The sequence below is a fragment of the Jannaschia sp. R86511 genome (assembly GCF_042466345.1).
In the GTDB taxonomy this organism is placed as follows: Bacteria; Actinomycetota; Actinomycetes; order Actinomycetales; family JBBAYJ01; genus Aquipuribacter.
Genome location: NZ_JAXHCD010000001.1, coordinates 1,760,141 through 1,785,490, shown reverse-complemented (window position 1 = coordinate 1,785,490; position 25,350 = coordinate 1,760,141). Strand labels below are relative to the sequence as shown.

Annotated in this window: 15 protein-coding genes, 3 rRNA genes, 1 pseudogene and 1 riboswitch; of the genes and pseudogenes, 1 reads left to right on the top strand and 18 read right to left on the bottom strand. The window is 68.8% G+C overall.

Features of this window, described 5'->3' with window-relative positions:
- Positions 1–123: 123 nt before the first annotated feature.
- Positions 124–216: riboswitch (SAM riboswitch) on the bottom strand.
- Between the two features lie 467 nt (positions 217–683).
- Positions 684–1,520 (bottom strand): class I SAM-dependent methyltransferase, encoded by an 837-nt coding sequence (locus SJY06_RS08550; protein WP_380166559.1) that lies wholly within the window; start codon positions 1,518–1,520, stop codon positions 684–686.
- A gap of 95 nt (positions 1,521–1,615) precedes the next feature.
- On the opposite strand from SJY06_RS08550, the pseudogene SJY06_RS08545 reads away from it, so the two are divergent.
- A pseudogene (locus tag SJY06_RS08545) lies at positions 1,616–2,550 on the top strand (transposase).
- 44 nt (positions 2,551–2,594) lie between these two features.
- Here SJY06_RS08545 and rrf read toward each other — a convergent pair.
- From rrf to SJY06_RS08460, 17 genes are all read right to left on the bottom strand, one after another.
- Positions 2,595–2,711, bottom strand: a 5S ribosomal RNA gene (gene rrf / locus SJY06_RS08540).
- 116 nt (positions 2,712–2,827) lie between these two features.
- A 23S ribosomal RNA gene (locus tag SJY06_RS08535) occupies positions 2,828–5,921 on the bottom strand.
- 392 nt (positions 5,922–6,313) lie between these two features.
- A 16S ribosomal RNA gene (locus tag SJY06_RS08530) occupies positions 6,314–7,831 on the bottom strand.
- The 16S, 23S and 5S rRNA genes sit together here, the layout of an rRNA operon.
- Before the next feature lie 525 nt (positions 7,832–8,356).
- Positions 8,357–9,382, bottom strand: a complete 1,026-nt coding sequence (locus SJY06_RS08525) for a polyprenyl synthetase family protein (protein ID WP_380166557.1) — start codon at positions 9,380–9,382, stop codon at positions 8,357–8,359.
- A gap of 25 nt (positions 9,383–9,407) precedes the next feature.
- A complete protein-coding gene (nuoN, locus tag SJY06_RS08520; protein ID WP_380166555.1) occupies positions 9,408–11,000 on the bottom strand; it encodes an NADH-quinone oxidoreductase subunit NuoN in 1,593 nt (530 codons plus the stop codon).
- Positions 10,997–12,541, bottom strand: a complete 1,545-nt coding sequence (locus SJY06_RS08515; protein WP_380166553.1) for an NADH-quinone oxidoreductase subunit M — start codon at positions 12,539–12,541, stop codon at positions 10,997–10,999. Before SJY06_RS08515 ends, nuoN begins: the two co-directional genes overlap by 4 nt.
- Before the next feature lie 10 nt (positions 12,542–12,551).
- Positions 12,552–14,498, bottom strand: coding sequence for an NADH-quinone oxidoreductase subunit L (gene nuoL, locus SJY06_RS08510; RefSeq protein WP_380166551.1), 1,947 nt, complete (start codon positions 14,496–14,498; stop codon positions 12,552–12,554).
- A gap of 10 nt (positions 14,499–14,508) precedes the next feature.
- Positions 14,509–14,808: an NADH-quinone oxidoreductase subunit NuoK gene (gene nuoK, locus SJY06_RS08505; protein WP_380166549.1), complete on the bottom strand. Its 300-nt coding sequence runs from the start codon at positions 14,806–14,808 to the stop codon at positions 14,509–14,511.
- A gap of 3 nt (positions 14,809–14,811) precedes the next feature.
- A complete protein-coding gene (locus SJY06_RS08500) occupies positions 14,812–15,747 on the bottom strand; it encodes an NADH-quinone oxidoreductase subunit J (RefSeq protein WP_380166547.1) in 936 nt (311 codons plus the stop codon).
- Positions 15,744–16,400 (bottom strand): NADH-quinone oxidoreductase subunit NuoI, encoded by a 657-nt coding sequence (nuoI, locus tag SJY06_RS08495; RefSeq protein ID WP_380166545.1) that lies wholly within the window; start codon positions 16,398–16,400, stop codon positions 15,744–15,746. The genes SJY06_RS08500 and nuoI overlap by 4 nt, the downstream gene beginning before the upstream one ends.
- Positions 16,393–17,865, bottom strand: a complete 1,473-nt coding sequence (gene nuoH / locus SJY06_RS08490; RefSeq protein WP_380166543.1) for an NADH-quinone oxidoreductase subunit NuoH — start codon at positions 17,863–17,865, stop codon at positions 16,393–16,395. The genes nuoI and nuoH overlap by 8 nt, the downstream gene beginning before the upstream one ends.
- Complete coding sequence (locus SJY06_RS08485) at positions 17,862–20,417, bottom strand: NADH-quinone oxidoreductase subunit G (protein ID WP_380166541.1); 2,556 nt, start codon at positions 20,415–20,417, stop codon at positions 17,862–17,864. The genes nuoH and SJY06_RS08485 overlap by 4 nt, the downstream gene beginning before the upstream one ends.
- Positions 20,414–21,754, bottom strand: coding sequence for an NADH-quinone oxidoreductase subunit NuoF (gene nuoF, locus SJY06_RS08480; protein WP_380166539.1), 1,341 nt, complete (start codon positions 21,752–21,754; stop codon positions 20,414–20,416). The genes SJY06_RS08485 and nuoF overlap by 4 nt, the downstream gene beginning before the upstream one ends.
- On the bottom strand, positions 21,754–22,449 hold the full coding sequence (gene nuoE / locus SJY06_RS08475; protein WP_380166537.1) for an NADH-quinone oxidoreductase subunit NuoE: 696 nt from the start codon (positions 22,447–22,449) through the stop codon (positions 21,754–21,756). The genes nuoF and nuoE overlap by 1 nt, the downstream gene beginning before the upstream one ends.
- Positions 22,449–23,825, bottom strand: a complete 1,377-nt coding sequence (locus tag SJY06_RS08470) for an NADH-quinone oxidoreductase subunit D (RefSeq protein WP_380166535.1) — start codon at positions 23,823–23,825, stop codon at positions 22,449–22,451. Before SJY06_RS08470 ends, nuoE begins: the two co-directional genes overlap by 1 nt.
- Positions 23,822–24,757, bottom strand: coding sequence for an NADH-quinone oxidoreductase subunit C (locus tag SJY06_RS08465; protein WP_380166533.1), 936 nt, complete (start codon positions 24,755–24,757; stop codon positions 23,822–23,824). The genes SJY06_RS08470 and SJY06_RS08465 overlap by 4 nt, the downstream gene beginning before the upstream one ends.
- On the bottom strand, positions 24,754–25,308 hold the full coding sequence (locus SJY06_RS08460) for a NuoB/complex I 20 kDa subunit family protein (RefSeq protein ID WP_380166531.1): 555 nt from the start codon (positions 25,306–25,308) through the stop codon (positions 24,754–24,756). Before SJY06_RS08460 ends, SJY06_RS08465 begins: the two co-directional genes overlap by 4 nt.
- Positions 25,309–25,350: the final 42 nt, after the last annotated feature.

Sequence of the window (25,350 nt, the reverse complement as noted above, 5' to 3'; positions counted from 1 at the left end):
GCCGGGACCGTCAGGCCGAGGGCATTCGCTGCGCGCGTCGACACGCCGCGGCGGTGCGGCGGCAGAGGTCGACGTGGGCGCGCCCGACCAGCGGGGCTGTGCGGTGGACCTGGATCATGACGACTCCCATCGGTCCTGGCGGAAGCACCCGCACCCGTTGCCGGGGGGTTGCTGCGACGTCGACGAGCCAGGTCTCTCGGTCGCTCTGGATGGCTGGTTGAAAGATAACCCACGACGTCCCGTCTGGCGACACCGGCGTCCCGACAGGCGAGACCGCCTCACCCGGACGGCCCTGTCCCACGCGACCGGGCTCGTGACCACACCGAGACGCCGCGTCGAGGTGGCGGTTCGCTGTACGACGCAGGTCGCCGCCGGCTCGAGCCCGAGGGCCGAGGCCGCTGCGGTGCCGTCGCCGAGCCGATCGCTCACGCACGGCTGCGTCGACCCTCTCGTCGGCCTGCGCCTGATGGCGGGAAACCGGCTCCCCACAGATGAGGGTGTCGTCGGCGGCACGGCCGTGCGAGGAGCAGGCGGCGAATCCTCGCTCTGATTGCGGGGTGGTACGGCTCTTCCCAGTTGAGGGTGTGGACAGCGGCCGGCTGGAGCGCGGAGGGTCGGCGCCTCGGTGCCCGGGTGGAGGTCGAGGCCTCCCGAGGATGGGAGCTCCGACACTGCCCACCTAGCTAGGCCGGCTTGCGGACGAGGGCCTCAAGAACGCTCAAACGGCCCTCGTCCGCACTCCGGGCCGCGTTGATCTGAGATTCCCCGATCCGCTCGCCCATGAGCGTCTGCAGCCCCAGCGGCGGCAGCCCGTGTTCCTCCAACCGCCGGCGGTTCTCCCGCAAGTCCGGCAGGACCTCCTCCGTCTTGTCCCGGAAGATCACGATCTCGAAACCCGCGGTGAGGACTTGCTCCCGTGTCTCCTCGGGCGAGCACAGAAAGCTCGTGCCCGGCCCTGCCGCCCAGGCCAGCGGGTAGTCGGGCTCGCCCTTCGGCCCGGCTCCGTAGTGGGAGAATGCGAACACCGCGCCGGGGCGGAGCACACGAAGCGCCTCGGCATAGAAGCGCCGCTTGTCGTCGATGTTCATCGCCACGTTCTCGGAATAGGCTCGGTCAAACCCATCGTCGTCGAAGGGCAGATCGGTCGCGCTGCCCTCCACCACGCGCACGCGACCCGAGAGGCCGGTCGCGGCGTTCAGCTCCTCCGCCGCGCGGCAGAACTCCGGCGTCAGGTCGAGCGAGGTCACGTGGCAACCGAAGTGCGTCGCGGTCCACCGCGCCGGTCCTCCGATCCCGCCGCCGATGTCGAGGATGCGCTCGCCGGACAGGGGTTCGAGGAGCGCTACCGTCTCCTTTGTCGCCTTCAGCCCCCGGCCGTGGAAGTGGTCGAGTGGGGCGAGCGCGTCGGGCGTGATCGGGCCCGCCTCGCTGCCTCCTGCCACCCTGAGCGCAGCGAGGATGCGGGCTGCGATGCCTTCGCTGGCGTAGTGGTCTCGGACCTTGTTGCCGGCTGCGGTCATGTCCCGTTCCTCCCGAGCCGCCCGCGGTCGATGGCTTGCGGGGGTTCGTATGACAAATCCCTGAGAGGCTCAAGGCTAGCTAGGGAGACCTCGACGTGCCTGACGCTACCTTCACAACCCCTGATGTGACGACGTTCTGCCGCCTCGACGAGCTGGGTCTGGTGGTGGTCGGCCAGCACCTCCAACCGGATCGGGCGGTGCTGGCCTGCCGGGTCGCCGACGACGCGGTCGAGGAGGCGGACCGCTGGTGCCGGCGCTGCGGCTGCGGGGGTCGCCCGCGGGACACCGTCGCCTGGCGCACGAGCCGGTGGGCTGGCGGACGACGACGCTGCTGCTGTCGCTCCGCCGCTACAGGTGCGCTGTCTGCGGGCATGTGTGGCGTCACACCCGCCGCGACGACACGTTGGTCACCGTCGACATCGACCTCACGCCCGTCCGCGACAAGACGGGCCCGTCACGGCTGCTGGCGATGGCGGAAGGCCGCTCCGAGCAGGCGTTCACGACCTGGCTGGCGAGCCGGTCGAGGCCCTGTCGCGACGGTCTGGAGGTCGTCGCGATGGACCCCTTCCACGTCGTCCGCCTCGCCGGTGACGCGCTCGACCGCTGGCGACGGCGCGTCCAGCAGGACCTGCACGGGAACCGCGGGCGCAAGGACGACCCGCTCTACCGCGCCCGCCGCACCCTGCACGCCGGCGCCGACCTGCTGACCGACCGCCAGCGTCAGCGGCTCACCGCGCTGTTCGGGGTCGAGGACCACGTCGCCGTCGAGGCCACCTGGGGTGGCTACCAGCGCACGATCGGCGCCTACCGGCACCTCGACCGCACGGCCGGAGACAGGCGATGAGCCCGCGCCAGCGGCGGCGCCACCGATGCCATGAACGGCCGCCTCGAGCACCGCCACGGTTCGGCCCTGGGCTGCCGCGACCTGACCAACTACATCGCCAGGAGCCTGCTCGAGACTGGCGGCTTCAGGCCGCGTCCACACCTGAAGTGGGATGAGCCAGAGAATCCGTCACAAGAACACCCGTAACGCACGATAGGCCGCCCCAATCGGGGCGGCCTATCGTAAAGAATGTCCGGCGGTGACCTACTCTCCCACACAGTGTCCCGTGCAGTACCATCGGCGCAGAAGGGCTTAGCTTCCGGGTTCGGAATGGGACCGGGCGTTTCCCCTTCGCCATGACCGCCGAAACTCTATCGAGATGTCAGGAACCGACACACCACCCCCAAGCACACACTCGTGCTCTCGATGGTCTGCCGGGCCCCCGTATCCCGGGAACCGCATAGTGGACGCGAAACAAATCGTTGTAATCAAGTCATCGGCTTATTAGTACCGGTCAGCTGCACGTGTTACCACGCTTCCACCTCCGGCCTATCAACCCAGTAGTCTAGCTGGGAGCCTCTCGGGCCTAAACCCATGGAGATCTCATCTTGAAGCAGGCTTCCCGCTTAGATGCTTTCAGCGGTTATCCCTTCCCAACGTAGCTAATCAGCGGTGCTCCTGGCGGAACAACTGACACACCAGAGGTTAGTCCGTCCCGGTCCTCTCGTACTAGGGACAGCCCTTCTCAAATCTCCAACGCGCACAGCGGATAGGGACCGAACTGTCTCACGACGTTCTAAACCCAGCTCGCGTGCCGCTTTAATGGGCGAACAGCCCAACCCTTGGGACCGACTCCAGCCCCAGGATGCGACGAGCCGACATCGAGGTGCCAAACCATGCCGTCGATATGGACTCTTGGGCAAGATCAGCCTGTTATCCCCGGGGTACCTTTTATCCGATGAGCGACCGCGTTTCCATTCACCACGGCCGGGTCACTAGTTCCGACTTTCGTCCCTGCTCGACTTGTCAGTCTCGCAGTCAAGCTCCCTTGTGCACTTACACTCAACACCTGATTGCCAACCAGGCTGAGGGAACCTTTGAGCGCCTCCGTTACATTTTAGGAGGCAACCGCCCCAGTTAAACTACCCACCAGGCACTGTCCCTGATCCGGATTACGGACCGAAGTTAGATGTCCAGAACGACCAGAGTGGTATTTCAACGTTGACTCCACCGACACTAGCGTGCCCGCTTCACAGTCTCCCACCTATCCTACACAAGCCGTTCCGAACACCAATACCAAGCTATAGTAAAGGTCCCGGGGTCTTTCCGTCCTGCTGCGCGTAACGAGCATCTTTACTCGTAGTGCAATTTCGCCGAGTCTGTGGTTGAGACAGTGGAGAAGTCGTTACGCCATTCGTGCAGGTCGGAACTTACCCGACAAGGAATTTCGCTACCTTAGGATGGTTATAGTTACCACCGCCGTTTACTGGCGCTTAAGTTCTGAGCTTCACCCACGAATGAGTTAACCCGTCCCCTTAACGTTCCAGCACCGGGCAGGCGTCAGTCCGTATACATCGTCTTGCGACTTAGCACGGACCTGTGTTTTTAGTAAACAGTCGCTTCTCCCTGGTCTCTGCGGCCATCAGCGCTCTCACGCCTCCGGCCCCCCTTCTCCCGAAGTTACGGGGGCATTTTGCCGAGTTCCTTAACCACAGTTCACTCGATCGCCTTGGTATTCTCTACCTGACCACCTGAGTCGGTTTGGGGTACGGGCGGCTAGAACCTCGCGTCGAAGCTTTTCTAGGCAGCATAGGATCACCCATCTTCCCGCATACGCGGTCACTATCGCGCCTCAGGTACGTAGAGCACGGATTTGCCAATGCTCAACCCTCGGACACTTGGACGGGGACAACCATCCCCCCGCGGAGGCTACCTTCCTGCGTCACTCCTGTTAATACGCTTACCTACTACAGATCTGGGTCGCACGATCCACCCACCCCAGCAAGCTGGGACAAGCTTCATGGTGCTCAGCATCGTCTGCCTCGATATGGGCGGTTCTTCGCCGGTACGGGAATATCAACCCGTTGTCCATCGACTACGCCTGTCGGCCTCGCCTTAGGTCCCGACTTACCCAGGGCGGATTAACCTGGCCCTGGAACCCTTGGTCATTCGGCGGACGGGTTTCTCACCCGTCTTTCGCTACTCATGCCTGCATTCTCACTCGTGTGGCGTCCACGACTGGGTTACCCCGCCGCTTCACTCGCCACACGACGCTCCCCTACCCATCCACACGCCTGGACCCGGATCAAGTCCGGATCGGGCTAAAGTGTGAATGCCACGGCTTCGGCGGTGTGCTTGAGCCCCGCTACATTGTCGGCGCGGAATCACTTGACCAGTGAGCTATTACGCACTCTTTCAAGGGTGGCTGCTTCTAAGCCAACCTCCTGGTTGTCTGGGCAACTCCACATCCTTTTCCACTTAGCACACGCTTAGGGGCCTTAGCCGGTGGTCTGGGCTGTTTCCCTTTCGACTACGGAGCTTATCCCCCGCAGTCTCACTGCCTCGCTCTCACTTACCGGCATTCGGAGTTTGGCTGACGTCAGTAACCTGGTGAGGCCCATTAGCCATCCAGTAGCTCTACCTCCGGTAAGAAACACGAGACGCTGCACCTAAATGCATTTCGGGGAGAACCAGCTATCACGAAGTTTGATTGGCCTTTCACCCCTACCCACAGCTCATCCCCCAGGTTTTCAACCCTGGTGGGTTCGGTCCTCCACGCGGTCTTACCCGCGCTTCAACCTGGCCATGGGTAGATCACTTCGCTTCGGGTCTAGATCACGCGACTCAACCGCCCTATTCGGACTCGCTTTCGCTACGGCTTCCCCACACGGGTTAACCTCGCCACGTAACACTAACTCGCAGGCTCATTCTTCAAAAGGCACGCTGTCACCCCGTAAGGCTCCAACGGCTTGTAGGCACACGGTTTCAGGTACTATTTCACTCCCCTCCCGGGGTACTTTTCACCTTTCCCTCACGGTACTTGTCCGCTATCGGTCATCAGGGAGTATTTAGGCTTACGAGATGGTCCTCGCAGATTCACACGGGATTTCTCGGGCCCCGTGTTACTTGGGATCCCTCCAGGGCCGCCATGCCATTTCGCCTACGGGGGTCTCACCCTCTGTGCCGGACCTTCCCAAGTCCTTCGGCTATGACACGAACGTCACCCTGCTGGAACGGCAGTCCCAGCCAGGAGGTCCCACGACCCCGCCCACGCAACGCCTGCCGGCTATCACACGTGAACGGTTTAGCCTGATCCGCTTTCGCTCGCCACTACTCACGGAATCGCTGTTGCTTTCTCTTCCTGAGGGTACTGAGATGTTTCACTTCCCCTCGTGCCCTCCGCACGCCCTATGTGTTCAGGCGTGGGTGACTGGACATGACTCCAGCCGGGTTGCCCCATTCGGAAATCCTCGGATCACAGGTCGGTTACCACCTACCCGAGGCTTATCGCAGGTTCCTACGTCCTTCATCGGCTCCTGATGCCAAGGCATCCACCGTGTGCCCTTATCAACTTGGCCACAAAGATAAAGATGCTCGCGTCCACTATGCAGTTCTCAAGAAACGGGAGGTCCCCTGCAGCACCTCAGCGCCTACCACCCCACCACCAGCCCGACCTGAACTTCCAGGCACTCGAGCAGGTGTTCACGTAGGTGGCGGTTCGACCGACCACAGGGTCCCCGGAGTTCGTGACCGCAGCCACTCCCTCAGGACCCAACAGCGCGCCAAGCGACCGGACCCCGTCGATGTCGTTCCATCCCCCACAGCAAGCTGCAGGGAAGTACTGGACATACGAGAACCCGATCGCCAACTAATTGATGTATCCACCCATGAGCCACCCCTCGGAGACGAACGCCCCGAGCGGGCACTGGACAACCCCCACCGAAGTGACAGCTGCCAAGATGCTCCTTAGAAAGGAGGTGATCCAGCCGCACCTTCCGGTACGGCTACCTTGTTACGACTTCGTCCCAATCGCCAGTCCCACCTTCGACGGCTCCCTCCCACAAGGGGTTGGGCCACCGGCTTCGGGTGTTACCGACTTTCGTGACGTGACGGGCGGTGTGTACAAGGCCCGGGAACGTATTCACCGCAGCGTTGCTGATCTGCGATTACTAGCGACTCCGACTTCATGGGGTCGAGTTGCAGACCCCAATCCGAACTGAGACCGGCTTTTTGGGATTCGCTCCACCTTACGGTTTCGCAGCCCTTTGTACCGGCCATTGTAGCATGCGTGAAGCCCAAGACATAAGGGGCATGATGATTTGACGTCATCCCCACCTTCCTCCGAGTTGACCCCGGCAGTCTCCTATGAGTCCCCGGCATGACCCGCTGGCAACATAGAACGAGGGTTGCGCTCGTTGCGGGACTTAACCCAACATCTCACGACACGAGCTGACGACAACCATGCACCACCTGTACACCGACCTTGCGGGGCACCCATCTCTGAGTGTTTCCGGCGTATGTCAAGCCTTGGTAAGGTTCTTCGCGTTGCATCGAATTAATCCGCATGCTCCGCCGCTTGTGCGGGCCCCCGTCAATTCCTTTGAGTTTTAGCCTTGCGGCCGTACTCCCCAGGCGGGGCGCTTAATGCGTTAGCTGCGGCACGGAATCCGTGGATAGGACCCCACACCTAGCGCCCAACGTTTACGGCATGGACTACCAGGGTATCTAAGCCTGTTCGCTCCCCATGCTTTCGCTCCTCAGCGTCAGTTACGGCCCAGAGATCCGCCTTCGCCACCGGTGTTCCTCCTGATATCTGCGCATTCCACCGCTACACCAGGAATTCCGATCTCCTCTACCGCACTCTAGTCCGCCCGTACCCACTGCAGATCCGAGGTTAAGCCTCGGACTTTCACAGCAGACGCGACGAACCACCTACGAGCTCTTTACGCCCAATAATTCCGGACAACGCTTGCACCCTACGTATTACCGCGGCTGCTGGCACGTAGTTAGCCGGTGCTTCTTCTGCTCCTACCGTCACTTTCGCTTCTTCGGAGCTGAAAGAGGTTTACAACCCGAAGGCCGTCATCCCTCACGCGGCGTCGCTGCATCAGGCTTTCGCCCATTGTGCAATATTCCCCACTGCTGCCTCCCGTAGGAGTCTGGGCCGTGTCTCAGTCCCAGTGTGGCCGGTCGCCCTCTCAGGCCGGCTACCCGTCGTCGCCTTGGTGAGCCATTACCTCACCAACAAGCTGATAGGCCGCGAGCCCATCCCTGACCAAAATTCTTTCCACCAACAGACCATGAGGCCGAAGGTCGTATCCGGTATTAGCACCGGTTTCCCGGAGTTATCCCAGAGTCAAGGGTAGGTTGCTCACGTGTTACTCACCCGTTCGCCACTGATCCACCCCGAAGGGCTTCACCGTTCGACTTGCATGTGTTAAGCACGCCGCCAGCGTTCGTCCTGAGCCAGGATCAAACTCTCCATAGATGCATAACCCCCGACCACCGAAGCGGACGGGACATCTGCGTGATTGATCTCGGCATAAACGACCCCCCGCTACAGGAGGCCGCCACCATAACGAATCGACACCGACGAACCCCCGAAAGGGAACGCCAGGCCGAACATATCTGGCATCAATTTTTGGCACGCTGTTGAGTTCTCAAAGAGCAGATGCGCACCTTCTCGGCTTTCTCAAACCGGTCCGGGGCAACTTCGTAACCGTACATCAGCGGGGCGGGCCGGTCAAACTGGCCTGTCCTGCCCGGCCCACCCCCGACTCGCGCTGCAACAGACCCTCGCGGGCCTGGGTGAGCGGTTGTGGGTGCCTCTCCGAGCCGGACCCGTAGGTCCGTGGCCGGGAGGCCGGTGTTCCGTGTCGCCCTGCCGACCGTGTGGGCGTCGGGGCAACGAGTGGAGAAGTTAGTCCGGGAAACTCAGGAGGGCAAATCGCCTGGTCAGGACCGCGAGGCCTGCTGATGGGCGGCAGCGTGGAGCACCCGCCGACGGGAGCCCTCAGGCGGCCCGGTCGGCCAGCGCCTGGGCGACCGCGGCCAGCGCCCGGGTGACCGGGACGTCCGGCAGCGGCGCCAGGGCCGCCACGGCCTCGTCCGCCCACTGCTGCGCCACCTGACGGGCCTGCTCCGTGATCGGGTGGGCTCGCAGCCGGGTCACCGCCTGCGCCAGGGCCGCGTCGTCGGACAGGTCGCCGTCCAGCAGCTCCAGCAGCTCCCGCGAGCCGGCCGGGGCGCTCCCCTCGGCCACCCCCCGGCGCAGCAGCAGCACCGGCATGGTCGGCACGTGCTCCCGCAGGTCCGTACCGGGGGTCTTGCCTGAGTCCGTGGTGTCGCTCAGCAGGTCCAGCACGTCGTCGGCCAGCTGGAACGCCACCCCGACCTTCTCGCCGTAGCGCACGAGCACGTCGAGCGTGGCCTCGTCCGCCCCGGAGAACATCCCTCCGAAGCGGGCGGAGGTCGCGATCAGGGACCCGGTCTTGTCCGACAGCACCCCGAGGTAGTGCTCGACGGGGTCCTCCCCGTCCTGCGGCCCCACCGTCTCCCGCATCTCCCCCAGGACCAGGCGCTCGAAGGTGGTCGCCTGGATCCGCACCGCCTCGGGCCCCAGACCGGCACCGATCGTCGACGCCCGGGCGAAGAGGAGGTCGCCGGTGAGGATGGCGACGGTGTTGCCCCAGACCTCCTGCGCCGTGGGTACCCCCCGCCGCTGGGTCGCGGAGTCGATGACGTCGTCGTGGTAGAGCGTGGCCAGGTGCGTGAGCTCCACCACCACCGCCGCGTCGGTCACCGCCGGGGTCGGGTCCCCCAGCTGCGCGGCCAGCAGACACAGCAGCGGCCGGGTGCGCTTGCCACCGGCCCGGACCAGGTGGCTGCCCGACGCGGCCGCGAGCGGGTCCGCGCTGCGTACCGCGTCCACCACCGCCTGCTCGACGTGGACCAGGCCCTCCGTGAGCCGCTCCAGCAGCGCCTCGTCGTCGATGCCGTAGGACATCAGGCGGGCCAGCTGGTCGGGCCCGCCGCTCACGGACGCCCTACGTCCACCAGGGGGCTCACAGCGCGAACAGGGCGGAGGTCTCGGCCAGACCCAGCAGCGGCGTGGGAAGGATGCCCAGCAGGACCGTGGCCGCCACCGTGACGGCCAGCACCCCGGTCAGGGCCGCGCTGGGTGTCGCCACCCGGACGGAGTCGTCCGCGGGCTCGGAGAAGTACATGGACACGATGATGCGCACGTAGAACACCACCGCCACCGCGCTGGCGAGCACGCCGACCACGGCGAGCACCTCGGCGCCGCCGCTGATGGCCGCCCCGAAGACGGCGACCTTGCCGACGAACCCGCTCGTCAGCGGGATCCCGGCGAGTGCGAGCAGGAAGACCGAGAACATGGCGGCGAAGACGGGCGACCGGCGCCCGACACCCGCCCACGACGAGATGGACGTCGCCTCGCCGGCCGCGTCACGCACCAGGGTGAGCGAGGCGAAGACGCCGATGGTCGTGATGCCGTAGACCAGCAGGTAGAACAGCGACCCGCTGAGGCCGCGGGTGTCCAGGGCCAGCACGCCGGTGAGGATGAACCCGGCGTGAGCCACCGAGGAGTACGCCAGCACGCGCTTGATGTCGTCCTGGACCAGGGCCACGACCGAGCCCAGCAGCATCGTGGTGATGGCCACGGCCCACAGCACCGGCTGCCAGTCCCACGGGTTGTCCGGGAAGGCGACGTACAGCACCCGCAGCAGGGCGCCGAAGGCGGCGACCTTGGTGGCGGCCGCCATGAACGCCGTCACCGACGTCGGCGCGCCCTGGTAGACGTCGGGGGTCCAGGAGTGGAACGGCGCCGAGCCGACCTTGAACAGCAGGCCCACCACCAGCAGGCCGAAGCCCATCAGCAGCAACGGGTCCTGCCCCACGGTGGAGCGCACCGCGACGGCGATGTCCGGCAGCGCGATCGAGCCCGCGAAGCCGTACAGGAACGCGGCCCCCATGAGGAAGAACGCGGAGCTGAACGCACCCAGCAGGAAGTACTTGACCGCGGCCTCCTGGCTGAGCAGGCGACGCCGGCGGGCGAAGCCGCACAGCAGGTACAGCGGCAGGCTCAGCACCTCGAGCGCGACGAACATGGTGAGCAGGTCGTTCGACGCGGGGAAGACGAGCATGCCCAGCACGACGAACAGCAGCAGCGGGTAGACCTCGGTCTGCTCGAGGCCGGCCTTGCGGGCCGCGTCCTCCCCCACCGACCCGGGCACGGCCGACGCCTGCGGGGCGAAGCCGGTCTCGTCGTCGACCCTGTCCCCGACGAGGACGACCCCGACGACGGCCAGGACCAGGATGGTGGCCTGCAGGAACCGGGTGACCCCGTCCACGGCGATGGACCCGGACGCCGTGACGACGTCGTCCGCGCTCCAGGTCGCCACCAGGGCCGCCAGCGCGGCGAGCAGGCCGACGACCGACAGGACGATCTGCGGCAGCCGGCGGGTGCCCCGGGGCAGGGCCGCCTCCAGCACCACCGACACGACGGCGACCGCCGCGACGATGAGCATGGGCGAGGTGGCCAGGTAGTCGATCTCCGGGGGCGCGATCTGACCGGTGGCCCCCGTCAGGGGCACGGCCGGCAGCACCCCGGGCACGAAGGAGGCGATGGCGCTCATCCGTCACTCCCTTCGGCGAACAGCGGGGCGGGGTCGGTCATGCCGGTCTGCTCCATGGTGCGCTCGACGGCGGGCGTGAGGATGTCGAGCACGGGCTTGGGGTAGAAGCCGAGCGCGATGATGACGGCCAGCAGCGGGGCGACGACGAACGCCTCCCGCGCGACCATGTCGCGGCTGCGCGGCTTGGCCTCGGGCGGGTCGGCCAGGGCGGGCACGGTCTCGCCGGTCATCATCCGCTGGTAGGTCCACAGCACGTAGACCGCGGCCAGGATGATGCCGAGCGTCGCGATGACCGCGGCCCACGGGTAGCGCTCGAAGGTGCCGACCAGGACGAGGAACTCCGAGACGAAGCTCGACAGGCCGGGCAGGGCCAGGCTGGACAGCCCGGCGACGAGGAACGCGCCTGCCAGCAGCGGCATGACCTTCTGCCCGCCACCGAAGTCGGCGATCAGGCTGGAGCCGCGCCGGCTGGCGAGCATGCCGGCCACCAGGAACAGCGCGGCCGTGGAGAAGCCGTGGTTGACCTGGTAGAGCGCCGCGCCGGACTGGCCGGCGGTCGTCATGGCGAAGATGCCGAGCACGATGAAGCCGAAGTGGCTGATCGACGTCCAGGCGATCAGGCGCAGCACGTCCGTCTGCGCCAGGGCCACCAGGGCTCCGTAGATGACCGAGACCAGCGCCAGGATGATGATCACGGGCGCCGCCCAGCGGGCCGCCTCCGGGAACATCGGCAGCAGGATGGTCAGCATGCCGAAGGTGCCGACCTTGTCGAGCACGCCGACCAGGAGCACGGCGGCCCCGGGCGGGGCCTGGGCGGCCGCGTCGGGCAGCCAGGTGTGCACCGGCCACAACGGGGCCTTGACCGCCAGGGCGACGAACAGGCCGAGGAACAGCCAGCGGCTGCCGGGCACGCCGTCGAGGGCGACGAGGTTCTCCAGCAGGAAGCCGTCGGGCCCGCCCGGACCCGCCACGTACACGCCGATGACCGCCACGAGCATGACGAGCCCGCCGGCCAGGGAGTACAGCAGGAACGTCGTGGCCGCCTCGCGCCGCTTCGGCCCGCCGTAGCGGCCGATCAGGAAGTACATCGGCAGCAGCATGACCTCGAACAGCACGTAGAAGAGGAACAGGTCCCGTGCCGTGAAGACGCCGATGACGAGCGCCTCGAGGACGAGCACCAGCATGAGGAACTGGGCGTCGACGCGGCCGCCCGCGGCCGGGCCGAGGTCCCGCCAGGACGCCAGCAGGCAGACCGGGACCAGGACGGCGGTCAGCGCGACCATCGACAGCGCGATGCCGTCCAGGCCCAGGGCGTAGGTGACGCCCAGCTGCGGGATCCAGGAGACCTGCTCGGTGAACTGGTAGGTGCCGGCGTCGGTGACGTCGAAGCGCAGCGCCATGACGACGACCAGGACGAGGGTGGCCAGCGCGAAGCCGAGGGCGACGAGCTTGGCCGCGTCCAGGCGGGCCTTGGGCAGCACCGCGACGACGGCGGCGCCCACCAGGGGGAGCACGAGGGCTGTGGTCAGCCAGGGGAACACGATTCGCCTCTCAGATCTGCGTGATCAGCAGGGCACCGACCACGAGGGCGACGCCGGCGAACATGGACAGGGCGTAGGAGCGCACGAAGCCGGTCTGCAGCCGGGACAGGCCCGCACCCGCGCTGCGGATGCTGCGCGTGATGCCACCCACGGCGCCGCGGGCCAGCACGTCGTCGTCGAGCTCGCCCATGCCGCGCACGAAGGCCGTGCCCGTGGTGACGAAGGCGATGTCGTTGACGTCGTCCTGGTACAGGTCGGCCCGGGCCGCGCGGGTGAGCACGCTGCCGCGCGGCGCGACGACGGGCACGTCGCGGCGCAGGTACTGCAGGAACGCGGTCGCCACACCCGCCGCGATGACGAGCAGCGTCACCGCGGTCACCAGGTCGAGGTTGACGACCGGCTCGAGCTCGGGCGGGGCGGTGAAGACCGGCTCCAGCCAGTCCTCCAGCGCGTGCGTGTAGTACAGCACCGGGCCCAGGGCGGCCGAGCCCACCGCGAGCACGATCATCGGCGCGGTCATGAGCCAGGGCGACTCGTGCGGGTGCGGGGCGGGTGCGTCGGTGCCGTCGTGCCAGCGCCGCTTGCCGTGGAAGGTCATGAAGAACAGCCGCGACATGTAGAAGGCGGTCAGCCCGGCGCCGATGACCGTGACGGTCCCGAGCACCCAGGGCCGCAGCCCCTCGCCCTCGAAGGCGGCGTGGATGATCTCGTCCTTGGAGAAGAACCCCGAGAACGGCGGCACGCCGATGATGGCCAGCCAGCCGAGCCCGAACGTGATCCAGGTCGTCATCATCACGGCCCGCAGCCCGCCGAAGCGGCGCATGTCGGTCTCGTCGTTCATGCCGTGCATGACCGAGCCCGCGCCCAGGAACATCCCGGCCTTGAAGAAGCCGTGGGTCAGCAGGTGGAAGATCGCGAAGACGTAGCCGATCGGGCCGAGCCCCGCCGCGAGCATCATGTAGCCGATCTGCGACATGGTCGAGGCGGCCAGGGCCTTCTTGATGTCGTCCTTGGCCGAGCCGACGATCGCGCCGTAGAGCAGCGTGATCGCGCCGACGACGGCGACGGCCAGGGTCGCCGCGGGCGCACCCTCGAAGATCGGGCCGGAGCGGATGACCAGGTATACGCCGGCGGTGACCATGGTCGCGGCGTGGATCAGCGCGGACACCGGGGTCGGGCCGGCCATCGCGTCGCCCAGCCAGGACTGCAGCGGGAACTGCGCCGACTTGCCGCACGCGGCGAGCAGCAGGAGCAGGCCGATGACGGTCAGCCAGGTCTCGCTGGCCCCGGCCGCACCGGACAGCACGTCGTCGAACTGCACGGACCCGAACGACACGAACATCGCCATGATCGCCAGCGACAGGCCGAAGTCACCGACGCGGTTGACGACGAAGGCCTTCTTGGCCGCGACGGCGTACTCGATGCGGTGGTTCCAGAAGCCGATCAGCAGGTACGAGGCCAGACCGACGCCCTCCCAGCCGACGTACAGCAGCAGGTAGCTGTCGGCCAGCACCAGCAGCAGCATCGCGGCGATGAACAGGTTGAGGTAGGCGAAGAACCGGCGCCGGTCGACGTCGTGGGCCATGTACTCCACGGAGTACAGGTGGATCAGCGTGCCCACGAAGGTGATGAGCAGGACGAAGCTCAGGCTCAGCGGGTCGACGAGCAGGCCGGCGTCCACCTGGAACGTGCCGGCCGGCACCCAGGAGAACCCGGCGACGGCGCGGGCGCGCTCCTCGGCCCCGTGACCCAGCACGGAGAAGAAGACCAGGGCGCCGACGACGAAGGCCGCCGCCGAGGCGGCCAGCCCGAGCCAGTGGCCCCAGCGGTCGGCGGCGCGGCCGGCGAGCAGCAGCACCGCGGCGCTGAGCAGGGGGATCGCGACGAGCAGCCACGCGAGGGACTCCACGCCGGTGGCGGGGACGGCCTGCAGCCCCGACATCGGGATGACGGACACGGGTGTCACCTCAGTACTTCAGCAGGTTGGCGTCGTCGACCGACGCGGACCTGCGGGTTCGGAAGATGGCCATGATGATCGCGAGCCCGATGACGACCTCGGCGGCGGCGACGAGCATGACGAACAGGGCCACGGTCTGGCCCTCCAGGTCGCCGTGCATGCGCGCGAAGGTCACGAAGGCGAGGTTGGCGGAGTTGAGCATCAGCTCCACGCCCATGAACACGATGATCGCGTTGCGGCGGACGAGGACCGTCGCACCGCCGATGGTGAACAGGACGACCGACAGGTAGATCCAGTACATGAGGTCCATCGCTCAGCCCTCCTCGTCGGCTCGGTCGCCGCGCTCGGCGGGCTCGTGCGGCTCCGGCCGGGTGGGCCGCGTCGTGCCGGGCTTGCCGTCGAGCCGGGAGCCCTCGGTGCTGCTGCCGCGGCCGTCCGGGTCCATGTGGGCCTGGATGGCGGGCACGTGCTCCACCAGCGTGCCGGTGGTGAGGGTCTGGCCCCGGGCCTGCAGCACGCGCGAGACGGACAGCTCGCTGGGGGTGCCGTCGGGCAGCAGCGCCGGGGTGTCGACCGCGTTGTGCCGGGCGAACACGCCGGGGGGCGGCAGCGGGGTCATCCGCTGGCCGCGGCGCAGCCGGTTCTCGGAGATGCTGCGCTGCGTGGCGCGCTCCCCCGTGCGCTCGCGGTGCGCGAGCACCATGGCGCCCAGGGCGGCCACGACCAGCAGCCCGGCGGTCATCTCGAACGCGAAGACGTACCGGCTGAAGATGCGCTCGGCGATGCCGGTGATGTTGCCGGTCTCGTTGACGGCGGTCAGTCCGACCGGGGTGGGCCAGGCCGTGCGGCCCAGCGCCACCAGGACGAAGGCGAGGAACCCGCCCGCGGCCAGCGCGCCCGCCAGCCGCTGCCCGCGGATGGTCTCCACGAGCGAGTCGGAGGAGTCGACGCCGATGAGCATGAGGACGAACAGGAACAGCATCATGACGGCGCCGGTGTAGACGAACACCTGCACCATGCCGAGGAAGGGCGCCTCGAGCGCCACGTAGACCCCGCCCAGGCTGACCATGACCACGGCCATCGACAGCGCGGCGTAGACGGCCTTGCGCGTGAACAGCAGCCCGAGGGCGGCCAGCACCATGATCGGGGCGAGCACCCAGAAGACGGCCGCGTCGCCGGTGCTCGTGCCCGGAACCGCCGCGTCGCCGGCCCCCGTGAGCGGGAGCAGGGCGACCGTGGCGCCGTTCACGCCCGGGCCTGCGGCGACTCGGCCTGCGGCGACCCGTCCTGCGACGGGTCCTGCTGCGCCCGCTCGGCGACCCAGGCGCGCTGGGCGTCGGTCGGACCGGTGACCTCGTTGCGGTAGTAGTCCTTCTCGGTGGTGCCCTCGACCATGGGGTGCGGGGCGGGCAGGGAGCCCTCCAGCAGCGGGGCGAGCAGCTGCTCCTTGGTGAAGATGGTGGCCTCGCGGGTGTGGTCGGCGAGCTCGTACTCGTTGGTCATGGTCAGCGCCCGCGTCGGGCAGGCCTCGATGCACAGCCCGCAGAAGATGCAGCGCAGGTAGTTGATTTGGTAGACGCGGCCGTACCGCTCACCGGGGCTGAAGCGCTCCTCGTCGGTGTTCTGCGCGCCCTCGACGTAGATGGCGTCGGCCGGGCAGGCCCACGCGCACAGCTCGCAGCCGATGCACTTCTCCAGCCCGTCCGCCCAGCGGTTGAGCTGGTGCCGGCCGTGGTACCGGGGCTGGGTCGGGCGCGGGCCCTTGCCCTTGGGGCCCTCGGGGTACTCCTCGCTCAGCACCTTGGTGAACATGGTGGAGAAGGTGACGCCGAAGCCGGCGACCGGGGCCAGCAGCTCGGACAACCAGCCGTGGGAGTCAGTGCGGTCCGGGGCGTCAGCCACGCGGAGCCTCCTTGTCGGGGGTGGTGGCGGGGGGCGCCTCGGTGCCGGCGGGCTCCGCCGGCGACGCCGCGACGGCCACGGGCTCGCGGCGGGCCGGGGTGGCCGTCCCGCCGAGCGTGCCGCGCGAGCGGGTGATGGTCTCGCCGGGCAGCGGCGGCACGGGGAAGCCGTCCGCGAACGGGTCGACCTCGCCGGGTGCGTCGTCGTCGTCCGCGACGACCTTGCCGCCCAGGTACCAGACGACGACCACCAGCGGCAGGCCGACGGCCGCGACCAGGATGTAGACCTGCTGCTGGCTGAGCACCTCGTACTGGATCAGGCCCCGCACGACGCCCAGGAAGATCACCCAGGCGAACGCGGCCTCGATGAGGACCTTCCAGCCCAGGTTCATGAACTGGTCGTAGCGCAGCCGGGGCAGCGCACCGCGCAGCCAGAAGAAGCCGAAGACGATCAGCCACATCTTGGCGGTGAACCACAGCACGGGCCAGAAGCCGGTGTTGAACCAGACCTCGGCACCGAACCAGCCCTCGCCCAGGTAGGGCAGCGTGAACGTGTCGACGAAGGGGATGGTGACGGTGAACGGGGCCAGCGGCCACGGCGCCATCCAGCCGCCGAGGAACAGGGTGACCGCGAGGGCGGAGACGGTGAACATGGCCACGTACTCGGCGAGGAAGAACAGCGCGAACTTCAGCGAGGAGTACTCGGTGTGGAACCCGCCGACCAGCTCGCCCTCGCCCTCGGGCAGGTCGAACGGCGCCCGGTTGGTCTCACCGACGATGGCCACGAGGAACAGCAGGAAGCTGGGCAGCAGCGGGATGAACAGCCACAGGTCGGTCTGCGCCTCGACGATGCGCGAGGTCGACATCGACCCGGTGTAGATGAACACGCCGACCAGGGCCAGGCCCATGATGAGCTCGTAGCTGATGACCTGGGCGGTCGAGCGCAGCCCGCCCAGCAGCGGGTAGGTCGAGCCCGAGGACCAGCCCGCGAGCACCAGGCCGTAGACCCCGACGCTGGCCGCGGCCAGCACGAACAGCACCGAGACGGGCACGTCGGTGACCTGCAGCGGCGTCGTGCGGCCGAACAGCGTGACCTCCGGGCCGAGCGGGATGACCGCGAAGGCCAGGAACGCCGGCGCGACCGAGATTGCCGGGGCCAGGACGTAGATCAGCTTGTCCGCGCCCTCGGGGACGATGTCCTCCTTGAGGGCGAGCTTGACGCCGTCCGCCAGGCTCTGGAGCAGGCCGAACGGACCGTGGCGGTTGGGGCCGGGACGCTGCTGCATCCGACCGAGGATGCGCCGCTCGGCCCAGATCGCCACGAGGACGTTGACGACCAGGAACGCGAAGACGACGACGGCCTTGATCAGGGCCACGAGCCAGGTGTCGTTGCTGAAGTCCTGCGCCGGTCCCTCGAGACCGCCGAGCGCAGGCAGGGCCGAGATGGGCCCGGCGACGTAGCTCACGCCTGGTCTCCTGTCACGAGCTGGTCGGGTGCGGGACCAATTCCTACCAGGTCACCGGCCCCGGCTCCCAACTGCCGGCGCACCTCGGAGCCGCGCGAGCGGGTGGGCAGCCAGACCACGCCGTGGACCACGGAGTCGTCGAGCACGAGCGGGACGACCACGGCACCGGCGCGACCGACCACCTGGACCGCGGCGGACCCGGCGAGGCCGAGGTCGCCGGCGGTGGCGGTGGAGAGCCGGGCGTGAGCCCGGTGGGCCGTGCCGGCCAGGTAGGCCTCGCCGTCCTGGCCCCGGCCCGCGTCCAGCAGCAGGTGCCAGGTGGCGAGCACGGCCTGACCCGGACCGGGCCGGGCGGGCTCGGCGGGGGCGACGGCGGGCGCGGTCGCCCGGGCGTCGTCCCAGGCGCCGATCTGCGCCAGCTCGTCGCGCAGCTGCAGGGCCTTGGCGGCACCGAGGTCGACCCCCATGGCCCGGGCGAGCTCGTCGAGCACGCCGTGGTCGCTGAGCGCGTCGGTCGACAGCACCGACTCGAAGGGCCGCAGCCGGCCCTCCCAGTCCATGAACGAGCCGGTCTTCTCGGCCACGGGGGCCACCGGGAGCACGACGTCCGCGTGCTCGGTGACCGCGCTGCGGCGGACCTCGAGGCTGACCACGAACGACGCGGCGGCCAGGGCCGCCCGGGCGGCCGCGGGGTCCGGCAGGTCGTCCACGTCGACCCCGGCCACCAGCAGGCCGGCGTTCTTCTTGGTGGCGTTGGCCAGGATGGCGGCGGTGTCGCGGCCCTTGCCCGTGGGCAGGCGGTCGACGCCCCAGGCGGCGGCCACGTCGACCGCGGCGGCCTTGCTGCCCAGCGGACGACCACCGGGCAGGACGTTGGGCAGCGCGCCGGCCTCGACGGCCCCGCGCTCCCCCGCCCGGCGCGGCACCCAGGCCAGCCGGGCCCCGGTGGCCTCGGCCAGCGCGGCGGCGGCGGACAGCGCGCCGGGCACGCTCGCGAGCCGCTCCCCGACGAGCAGGACGGCCCCCTCGGTGCGGCAGGCGGTGGCGACGGGGTCGGCCGCGGTGGCGCGGGCGGCCTCGGTGAGCACCTGCGCCTCGCCACCCGGCGCGGTCGGCACGTGCAGACCGGCGAGCTTGGTCAGACCGCGGCTGGCCAGCGGCGCGACGGAGGTGACCGTCAGCCCGCCCCGGCGCACGGCCTTGCGCAGCCGCAGGAACAGGATCGGCGACTCCTCCTCGGCCTCGAAGCCGACCAGCACGACGGCGCGGGCCTTCTCGAGGTCGGCGTAGGTGACGCCGATGCCGGTGCCGGCGACCCGGGAGGCCAGGAAGGCCTCCTCCTCGGCGGAGCCGGGCCGGGCGCGCATGTCCACGTCGTTGCTGCGCAGCACCACGCGGGCGAACTTGGCGTAGGCGTAGGCGTCCTCGACGCCGACCCGACCGCCGACCAACGTGCCGACGCCGGCCCCGTCGCGGGCCGCGGCCAGGCCACGCGCGGCGACGTCGAGGGCGTCCGGCCACGACGTCTCGACCAGCTCGCCGGTCTCCTCGTCACGAACCATCGGGACCTGGACGCGGTCGGGCAGCGTCGCGTACGTGAACGCCCAGCGGCCCTTGTCGCAGTTCCACTCCTCGTTGACCACGGGGTCCTCGCCGGCCAGGCGACGCAGCACGACGCCGCGGCGGTGGTCGGCGCGCACGGCGCAGCCGGAGCTGCAGTGCTCGCAGACGGTCTGGGAGGACACCAGGTCGAAGGGCCGCGCGCGGAACCGGTACGCCGCACCGGTCAGGGCGCCGACGGGGCAGATCTGGATGGTGTTGCCCGAGAAGTACGACGCGAACGGCGCGCCGGCCTCGTCGAGCTCGGCCGCGCCCTCGGTCAGGGGCGCGCCGGCGAAGCCGAGGACACCGGTGTCGAAGGTGCCGATCTGCTGCTTGGCGCCGCGCTTCTGCAGGTCGATGAACGTGTCGCCCGCGATCTCCTTGCTGAACCGGGTGCAGCGCTGGCAGAGGATGCAGCGCTCGCGGTCGAGCAGGACCTGGGTGGAGATCTTGATGGGCTTGGGGAACGTCCGCTTGACGTCGACGAAGCGCGACTCGCCCCGGCCGTTGCTCATGGCCTGGTTCTGCAGCGGGCACTCGCCGCCCTTGTCGCAGATCGGGCAGTCCAGCGGGTGGTTGACCAGCAGCAGCTCCATGATCCCGTGCTGCGCCTTGTCGGCCACGGCCGAGGTCTGCTGGGTCTCCACGACCATGCCCGGCGCGACCGTCATGGTGCAGCTGGCCTGCGGCTTGGGCATCTTGCGGACGTTGCCCTCGCGGTCGGGCATCGACACCTCGACCAGGCACTGCCGGCAGGCACCGGCCGGCTCCAGCAGGGGGTGGTCGCAGAAGCGCGGGATCGCGATGCCCAGCTCCTCGGCCACCCGGATCAGCAGGCTGCCCTTGGGCGCCTCGACCTCGATGCCGTCGATGGTCAGCGTGACCTGGTCGACGGGGTCGGCGGCCTCGACCGGGTTGCCGGTCTTCTCGTGGCCGGTGGACAGACTCATGCCATACCTGCCGGTTCGCTCGTGTGGACTCGCTGGTCGTCGGTGAACACCGTCGCCGCGCGGTAGGGGAACAGCTCCCACGCCGGTGTGGTCGCGCCGGCCTCGAACTCCGAGCGGAAGTACTTGACCGCGCTGGTGATCGGGCTGGTCGCACCGTCGCCCAGGGCGCAGAACGAGCGCCCCAGGATGTTGTCGCAGGTGTCGAGCAGGGTGTCGATGTCCTCGGTGGTGCCCTTGCCCGCCTCGATGCGGCGCAGGATCTGCACCATCCAGTACGTGCCCTCGCGGCAGGGGGTGCACTTGCCGCAGGACTCGTGGGCGTAGAACTCGGTCCAGCGCAGCACGGCCCGCACCACCGAGGTGGTGTCGTCGAAGACCTGCAGCGCCCGGGTGCCGAGCATGGAGCCCGCGGCCATGGTCGACTCGAAGTCGAGCGGCACGTCGAGGTGCTCGTCGGTGAAGATGGGCGTGGAGGACCCGCCCGGCGTCCAGAACTTGATCGGGTGGTCCTCGGAGCGCATGCCGCCCGCGAGCTCGATCAGGCGCCGCATGGTGATGCCGAGCGGGGCCTCGTACTGCCCGGGGCGCTTGACGTGCCCCGACACCGAGAACAGGCCGTAGCCGGACGACTTCTCGGTGCCCATGCCCGCGAACCAGCTCGCGCCGTTGAGCACGATCGAGGGGACGCTGGCGATGGACTCGACGTTGTTGACCACGGTGGGGCGGGCGTACAGGCCGGCCACGGCGGGGAACGGCGGCTTGAGCCGGGGCTGCCCGCGCCGGCCCTCCAGGGAGTCCAGCAGCGCGGTCTCCTCACCGCAGATGTACGCGCCGGCCCCGGCGTGGACGACGACGTCCAGGTCGTAGCCCGAGCCGAGCACGTCGGTGCCGATGTAGCCGGCGGCCCGGGCGTCCTCGACGGCCTTGAGCAGCCGGCGGTAGACGTGCAGCTCCTCGCCGCGCAGGTAGATGAAGGCCTTCTTCGCGCCGATGGCGAAGCTGGAGATGATGACGCCCTCCACCAGCACGTGGGGGTTGGCCATCATGAGCGGGGTGTCCTTGCACGTGCCTGGCTCGGACTCGTCGGCGTTGACGACCAGGTAGCGGGGCAGGCCGTCGTCCGGGGGCAGGAAGCTCCACTTGAGCCCGGTCGGGAAGCCCGCGCCGCCCCGACCGCGCAGCCCGGAGGCCTTGACGGCGTCGACGAGCTCGCCCGGCGGGGTGATGAGCGCCTTGCGCAGCGCCTTGTAGCCGTCGTGCGCCTCGTACGTGGCCAGGGTCCAGCTCTGCCGGGCGTCCCAGAACGCCGAGAGCACGGGGGTCAGGGTGTCGACCATCACTTGCTCCTGCTGTCGCCGTCGGACGGGTTGGTGAACTCGACCGGCGGGGCGCGCCAGCCCTTCTCCTTGGCCAGGCGCAGCCCGACCAGCGACGCCTCGCCCGCACCGGGGCCCTCGTCGGCCCGGCCGTCGCCGAAGCCGGCCAGCACGCGGGACATCGGCTTGAACTCGACGACCTCGTCGGCGCCCCGGGTGGGGCGGACCTTCTCGCCGGCGCGGAGCCGGTCGACCAGGCCGCAGGTCGAGCGCGGCGTCTGGTTGTCGAAGAACTCCCAGTTGACCATCACCACGGGTGCGTAGTCGCAGGCCGCGTTGCACTCGACCCGCTCCAGCGTGACGGCACCGTCCTCGGTGGTCTCGTCGTGCCCGACGCCCAGGTGGTCGCTGACGGCGGCGAAGATCTCGTCGCCGCCCATGACCGCGCACAGCGTGTTGGTGCAGACGCCCACGGTGTACCGGCCGTTGGGGTGGCGCTTGTACTGCGTGTAGAACGTCGCCACCGCCGACACCTCGGCGTTGGACAGCCCCAGCGTCTGGGCGCAGAACGCGATGCCGTCGGGGCTGACGAAGCCGTCCACCGACTGCACCAGGTGCAGCAGCGGCAGCAGCGCGGAACGCTCCTGCGGGTAGCGGGCGACGATCTGGGCCGCGTCGGTGCGCAGCTGCTCCAGGGTCTCGGCGGTGTAGGCCATCAGCGGTCGACGCCTCCCATGACGGGGTCGAGGGCGGCGACCGAGGCGACGACGTCGGCGACCTGGGCGCCTTCGCACATCACGGACACGCCCTGCAGGTTGGTGAACGACGGGTCGCGGAAGTGCGCCCGGTACGGCTTGGTGCCGCCGTCGGAGACCAGGTGGGCCCCCAGCTCGCCGCGCGGGGACTCCACGGCGGTGTAGACCTGCCCGGCCGGGACCCGGAAGCCCTCGGTGACGAGCTTGAAGTGGTGGATCAGGGCCTCCATCGAGGTGCCCATGATCTTTCGGATGTGGTCGAGGGAGTTGCCCAGACCGTCCCCGCCCAGCGCCAGCTGCGAGGGCCACTTGATCTTGGGGTCGTCGATCATGACGTCGCCGTTGCCGAGCACCTGGAGCTTCTCCATGCACTGCTCGATGATCCGGACCGACTCGTACATCTCGTCGATGCGGATCCGCAGCCGGGAGTAGTTGTCGGCGTCGGTGCGGGTGATGACCTCGAAGTCGTAGTCCTCGTAGCCGCAGTACGGCTCGTCCTTGCGCAGGTCGTTGGGCAGGCCCGTCGAGCGGAGCACGGGGCCCGTGATGCCCAGGGCGAGGCAGCCGGCCAGGTTGAGGTAGCCGGTGCCGACCAGACGCTGCTTGAGGGTCGGGTTCTGCGCGCTGAGGTTCTCCAGGTCGCGGATGCCGCGGCGGATGCTGGGGATGAACTCGCGGATGGAGTCCAGCGCGCCGGGCGGGATGTCCTGCGCGACGCCGCCGGGGCGGACGAAGGCGTGGTTCATCCGCAGGCCGGTGATCTCCTCGAGGATCTCCAGCGCCTTGTCCCGCTCCCGGAACCCGTCGGTCATCATCGTCGTGGAGCCCAGCTCCATGCCGCCGGTGGCCAGGGCCACGGCGTGGCTGCCGATCCGGTTGAGCTCCATGGTGAGCACGCGCAGCACGCTGGCCCGCTCCGGGACCTGCTCGGTGATGCCGAGCATCTTCTCGATGCCCAGGCAGTAGGCGGTCTCGTTGAAGATCGGGGACAGGTAGTCCATCCGCGTGCAGAAGGTGACGCCCTGGGTCCAGGAGCGCACCTCCATGTTCTTCTCGATGCCGGTGTGCAGGTAGCCGATGCCGGCGCGGGCCTCGGTGACCGTCTCGCCCTCGACCTCGAGGATGAGCCGGAGCACGCCGTGCGTGGACGGGTGCTGCGGGCCCATGTTGACGACGATGCGCTCCTCGCCGAGGCGCGCGGTGTCGACGACGTCGTCCCAGTCCCCGCCACCGACGGTGACGACGGAGCCCTCGAGGACGTCGTGGTCGGTGGCGCCGTAGGCGTCGGGCGTGCTGCTGCCGTTGCTGCTGGTCGGGGTGCTCGTGTCGCTGCTCACGTGTACTGCCTCCGCTCGTCCGGCGCCGGGACGGTGGCGCCCTTGTACTCGACCGGGATGCCGCCCAGGGGGTAGTCCTTGCGCTGCGGGTGGCCCGGCCAGTCGTCGGGCATGTGGATCCGGGTCAGGGCCGGGTGGCCGTCGAACTGGATGCCGAAGAAGTCCCAGGTCTCGCGCTCGTGCCAGTCGTGCGTCGGGTAGACCGCCGTGGTCGAGGGGATGTGCGGGTCGGAGTCGGGCACCGACACCTCGAGGCGGACGCGACGGGTGTGGGTGATCGACTTCAGGTGGTAGACCGCGTGCAGCTCGCGCCCGGTGTCCTCCGGGTAGTGCACCCCGGACACGCCCAGGCTGAGCTCGAAGCGCAGGTCCGGCTCGTCGCGCAGCCGGCGGCAGACCTCCACGACGTGCTCGCGGCGCACGTGCAGCGTCATCTCGCCGTGCTCGACGACGACCTTCTCGATCGCCCCGGCCGGGCTGTCGAAGCCGAGCCCCACCTCGGCCAGGCTCTCGCCCAGCAGGTCGGCGACCTCGTCGAAGTACGAGCCGTAGGGACGGGCGGTGGCGACCGAGACGGTGGAGGTCTCGACCAGGCCGGAGTAGCCGGACGTGTCACCGGGTCCGGACACCCCGAAGAACCCGGTGCGGGTGGTGACGCGCGTGGCCGACGACGGCGCGCCGTGCGGCTCGAGGCCGGCCGCGGTGGTCCGGGTGGCCGCGGCGTCGGTGCCCGGCTCCTCGGCCGCCTCGGTGGCGTCCTCGACGGTGGGGTCGGTCGAGACCTTGGTCGAGGGGTCGATGCCCTTGTCCTCGGCGCCGGCCACCCCCGGGGCGGTGGTGCCGGGGTCCCGGTCGCCCGAGGGCGCCGGCTCGTCGACGGGGGCCTGGTCCTTGGGGTCCTGACCGCCCGCGGGCTCCTTGGCGTCGCTCACCGCAGCAGGCCCTTCATCTGGATCGTGGGGGTGGCGGCGAGGGCCTTCTCCTCGGCCTCGACCTCGGCGGCCCGCTTGTGGGGGCCGAGCTTCTCGCCCTTGATCTGCTCGTGGAGCTTGAGGATGGCGTCCAGCAGCATCTCCGGCCGCGGCGGGCAGCCCGGCAGGTACACGTCGACCGGCACGATGTGGTCGACGCCCTGGACGATCGCGTAGTTGTTGAACATGCCGCCGGAGCTGGCGCAGACGCCCATGGCGATGACCCACTTGGGGTTGGGCATCTGGTCGTACACCTGGCGCACGACCGGGGCCATCTTCTGGCTCACCCGGCCCGCGACGATCATCAGGTCGGCCTGGCGGGGGCTGGCCGAGAAGCGCTCCATGCCGAAGCGGGCGATGTCGTACTTGGGACCGCCGACGGCCATCATCTCGATGGCGCAGCAGGCCAGCCCGAACGTGGCCGGCCAGACGGACGCCTTGCGGACCAGGCCGACGAGCTGTTCCACCTGTCCCAGGAGGATCCCGGCGGGGAGCTTCTCCTCGATACCCATGCTGTGCTCCTGTCGGTGGTGCGTGTGGTGCCGGTGTGTGCT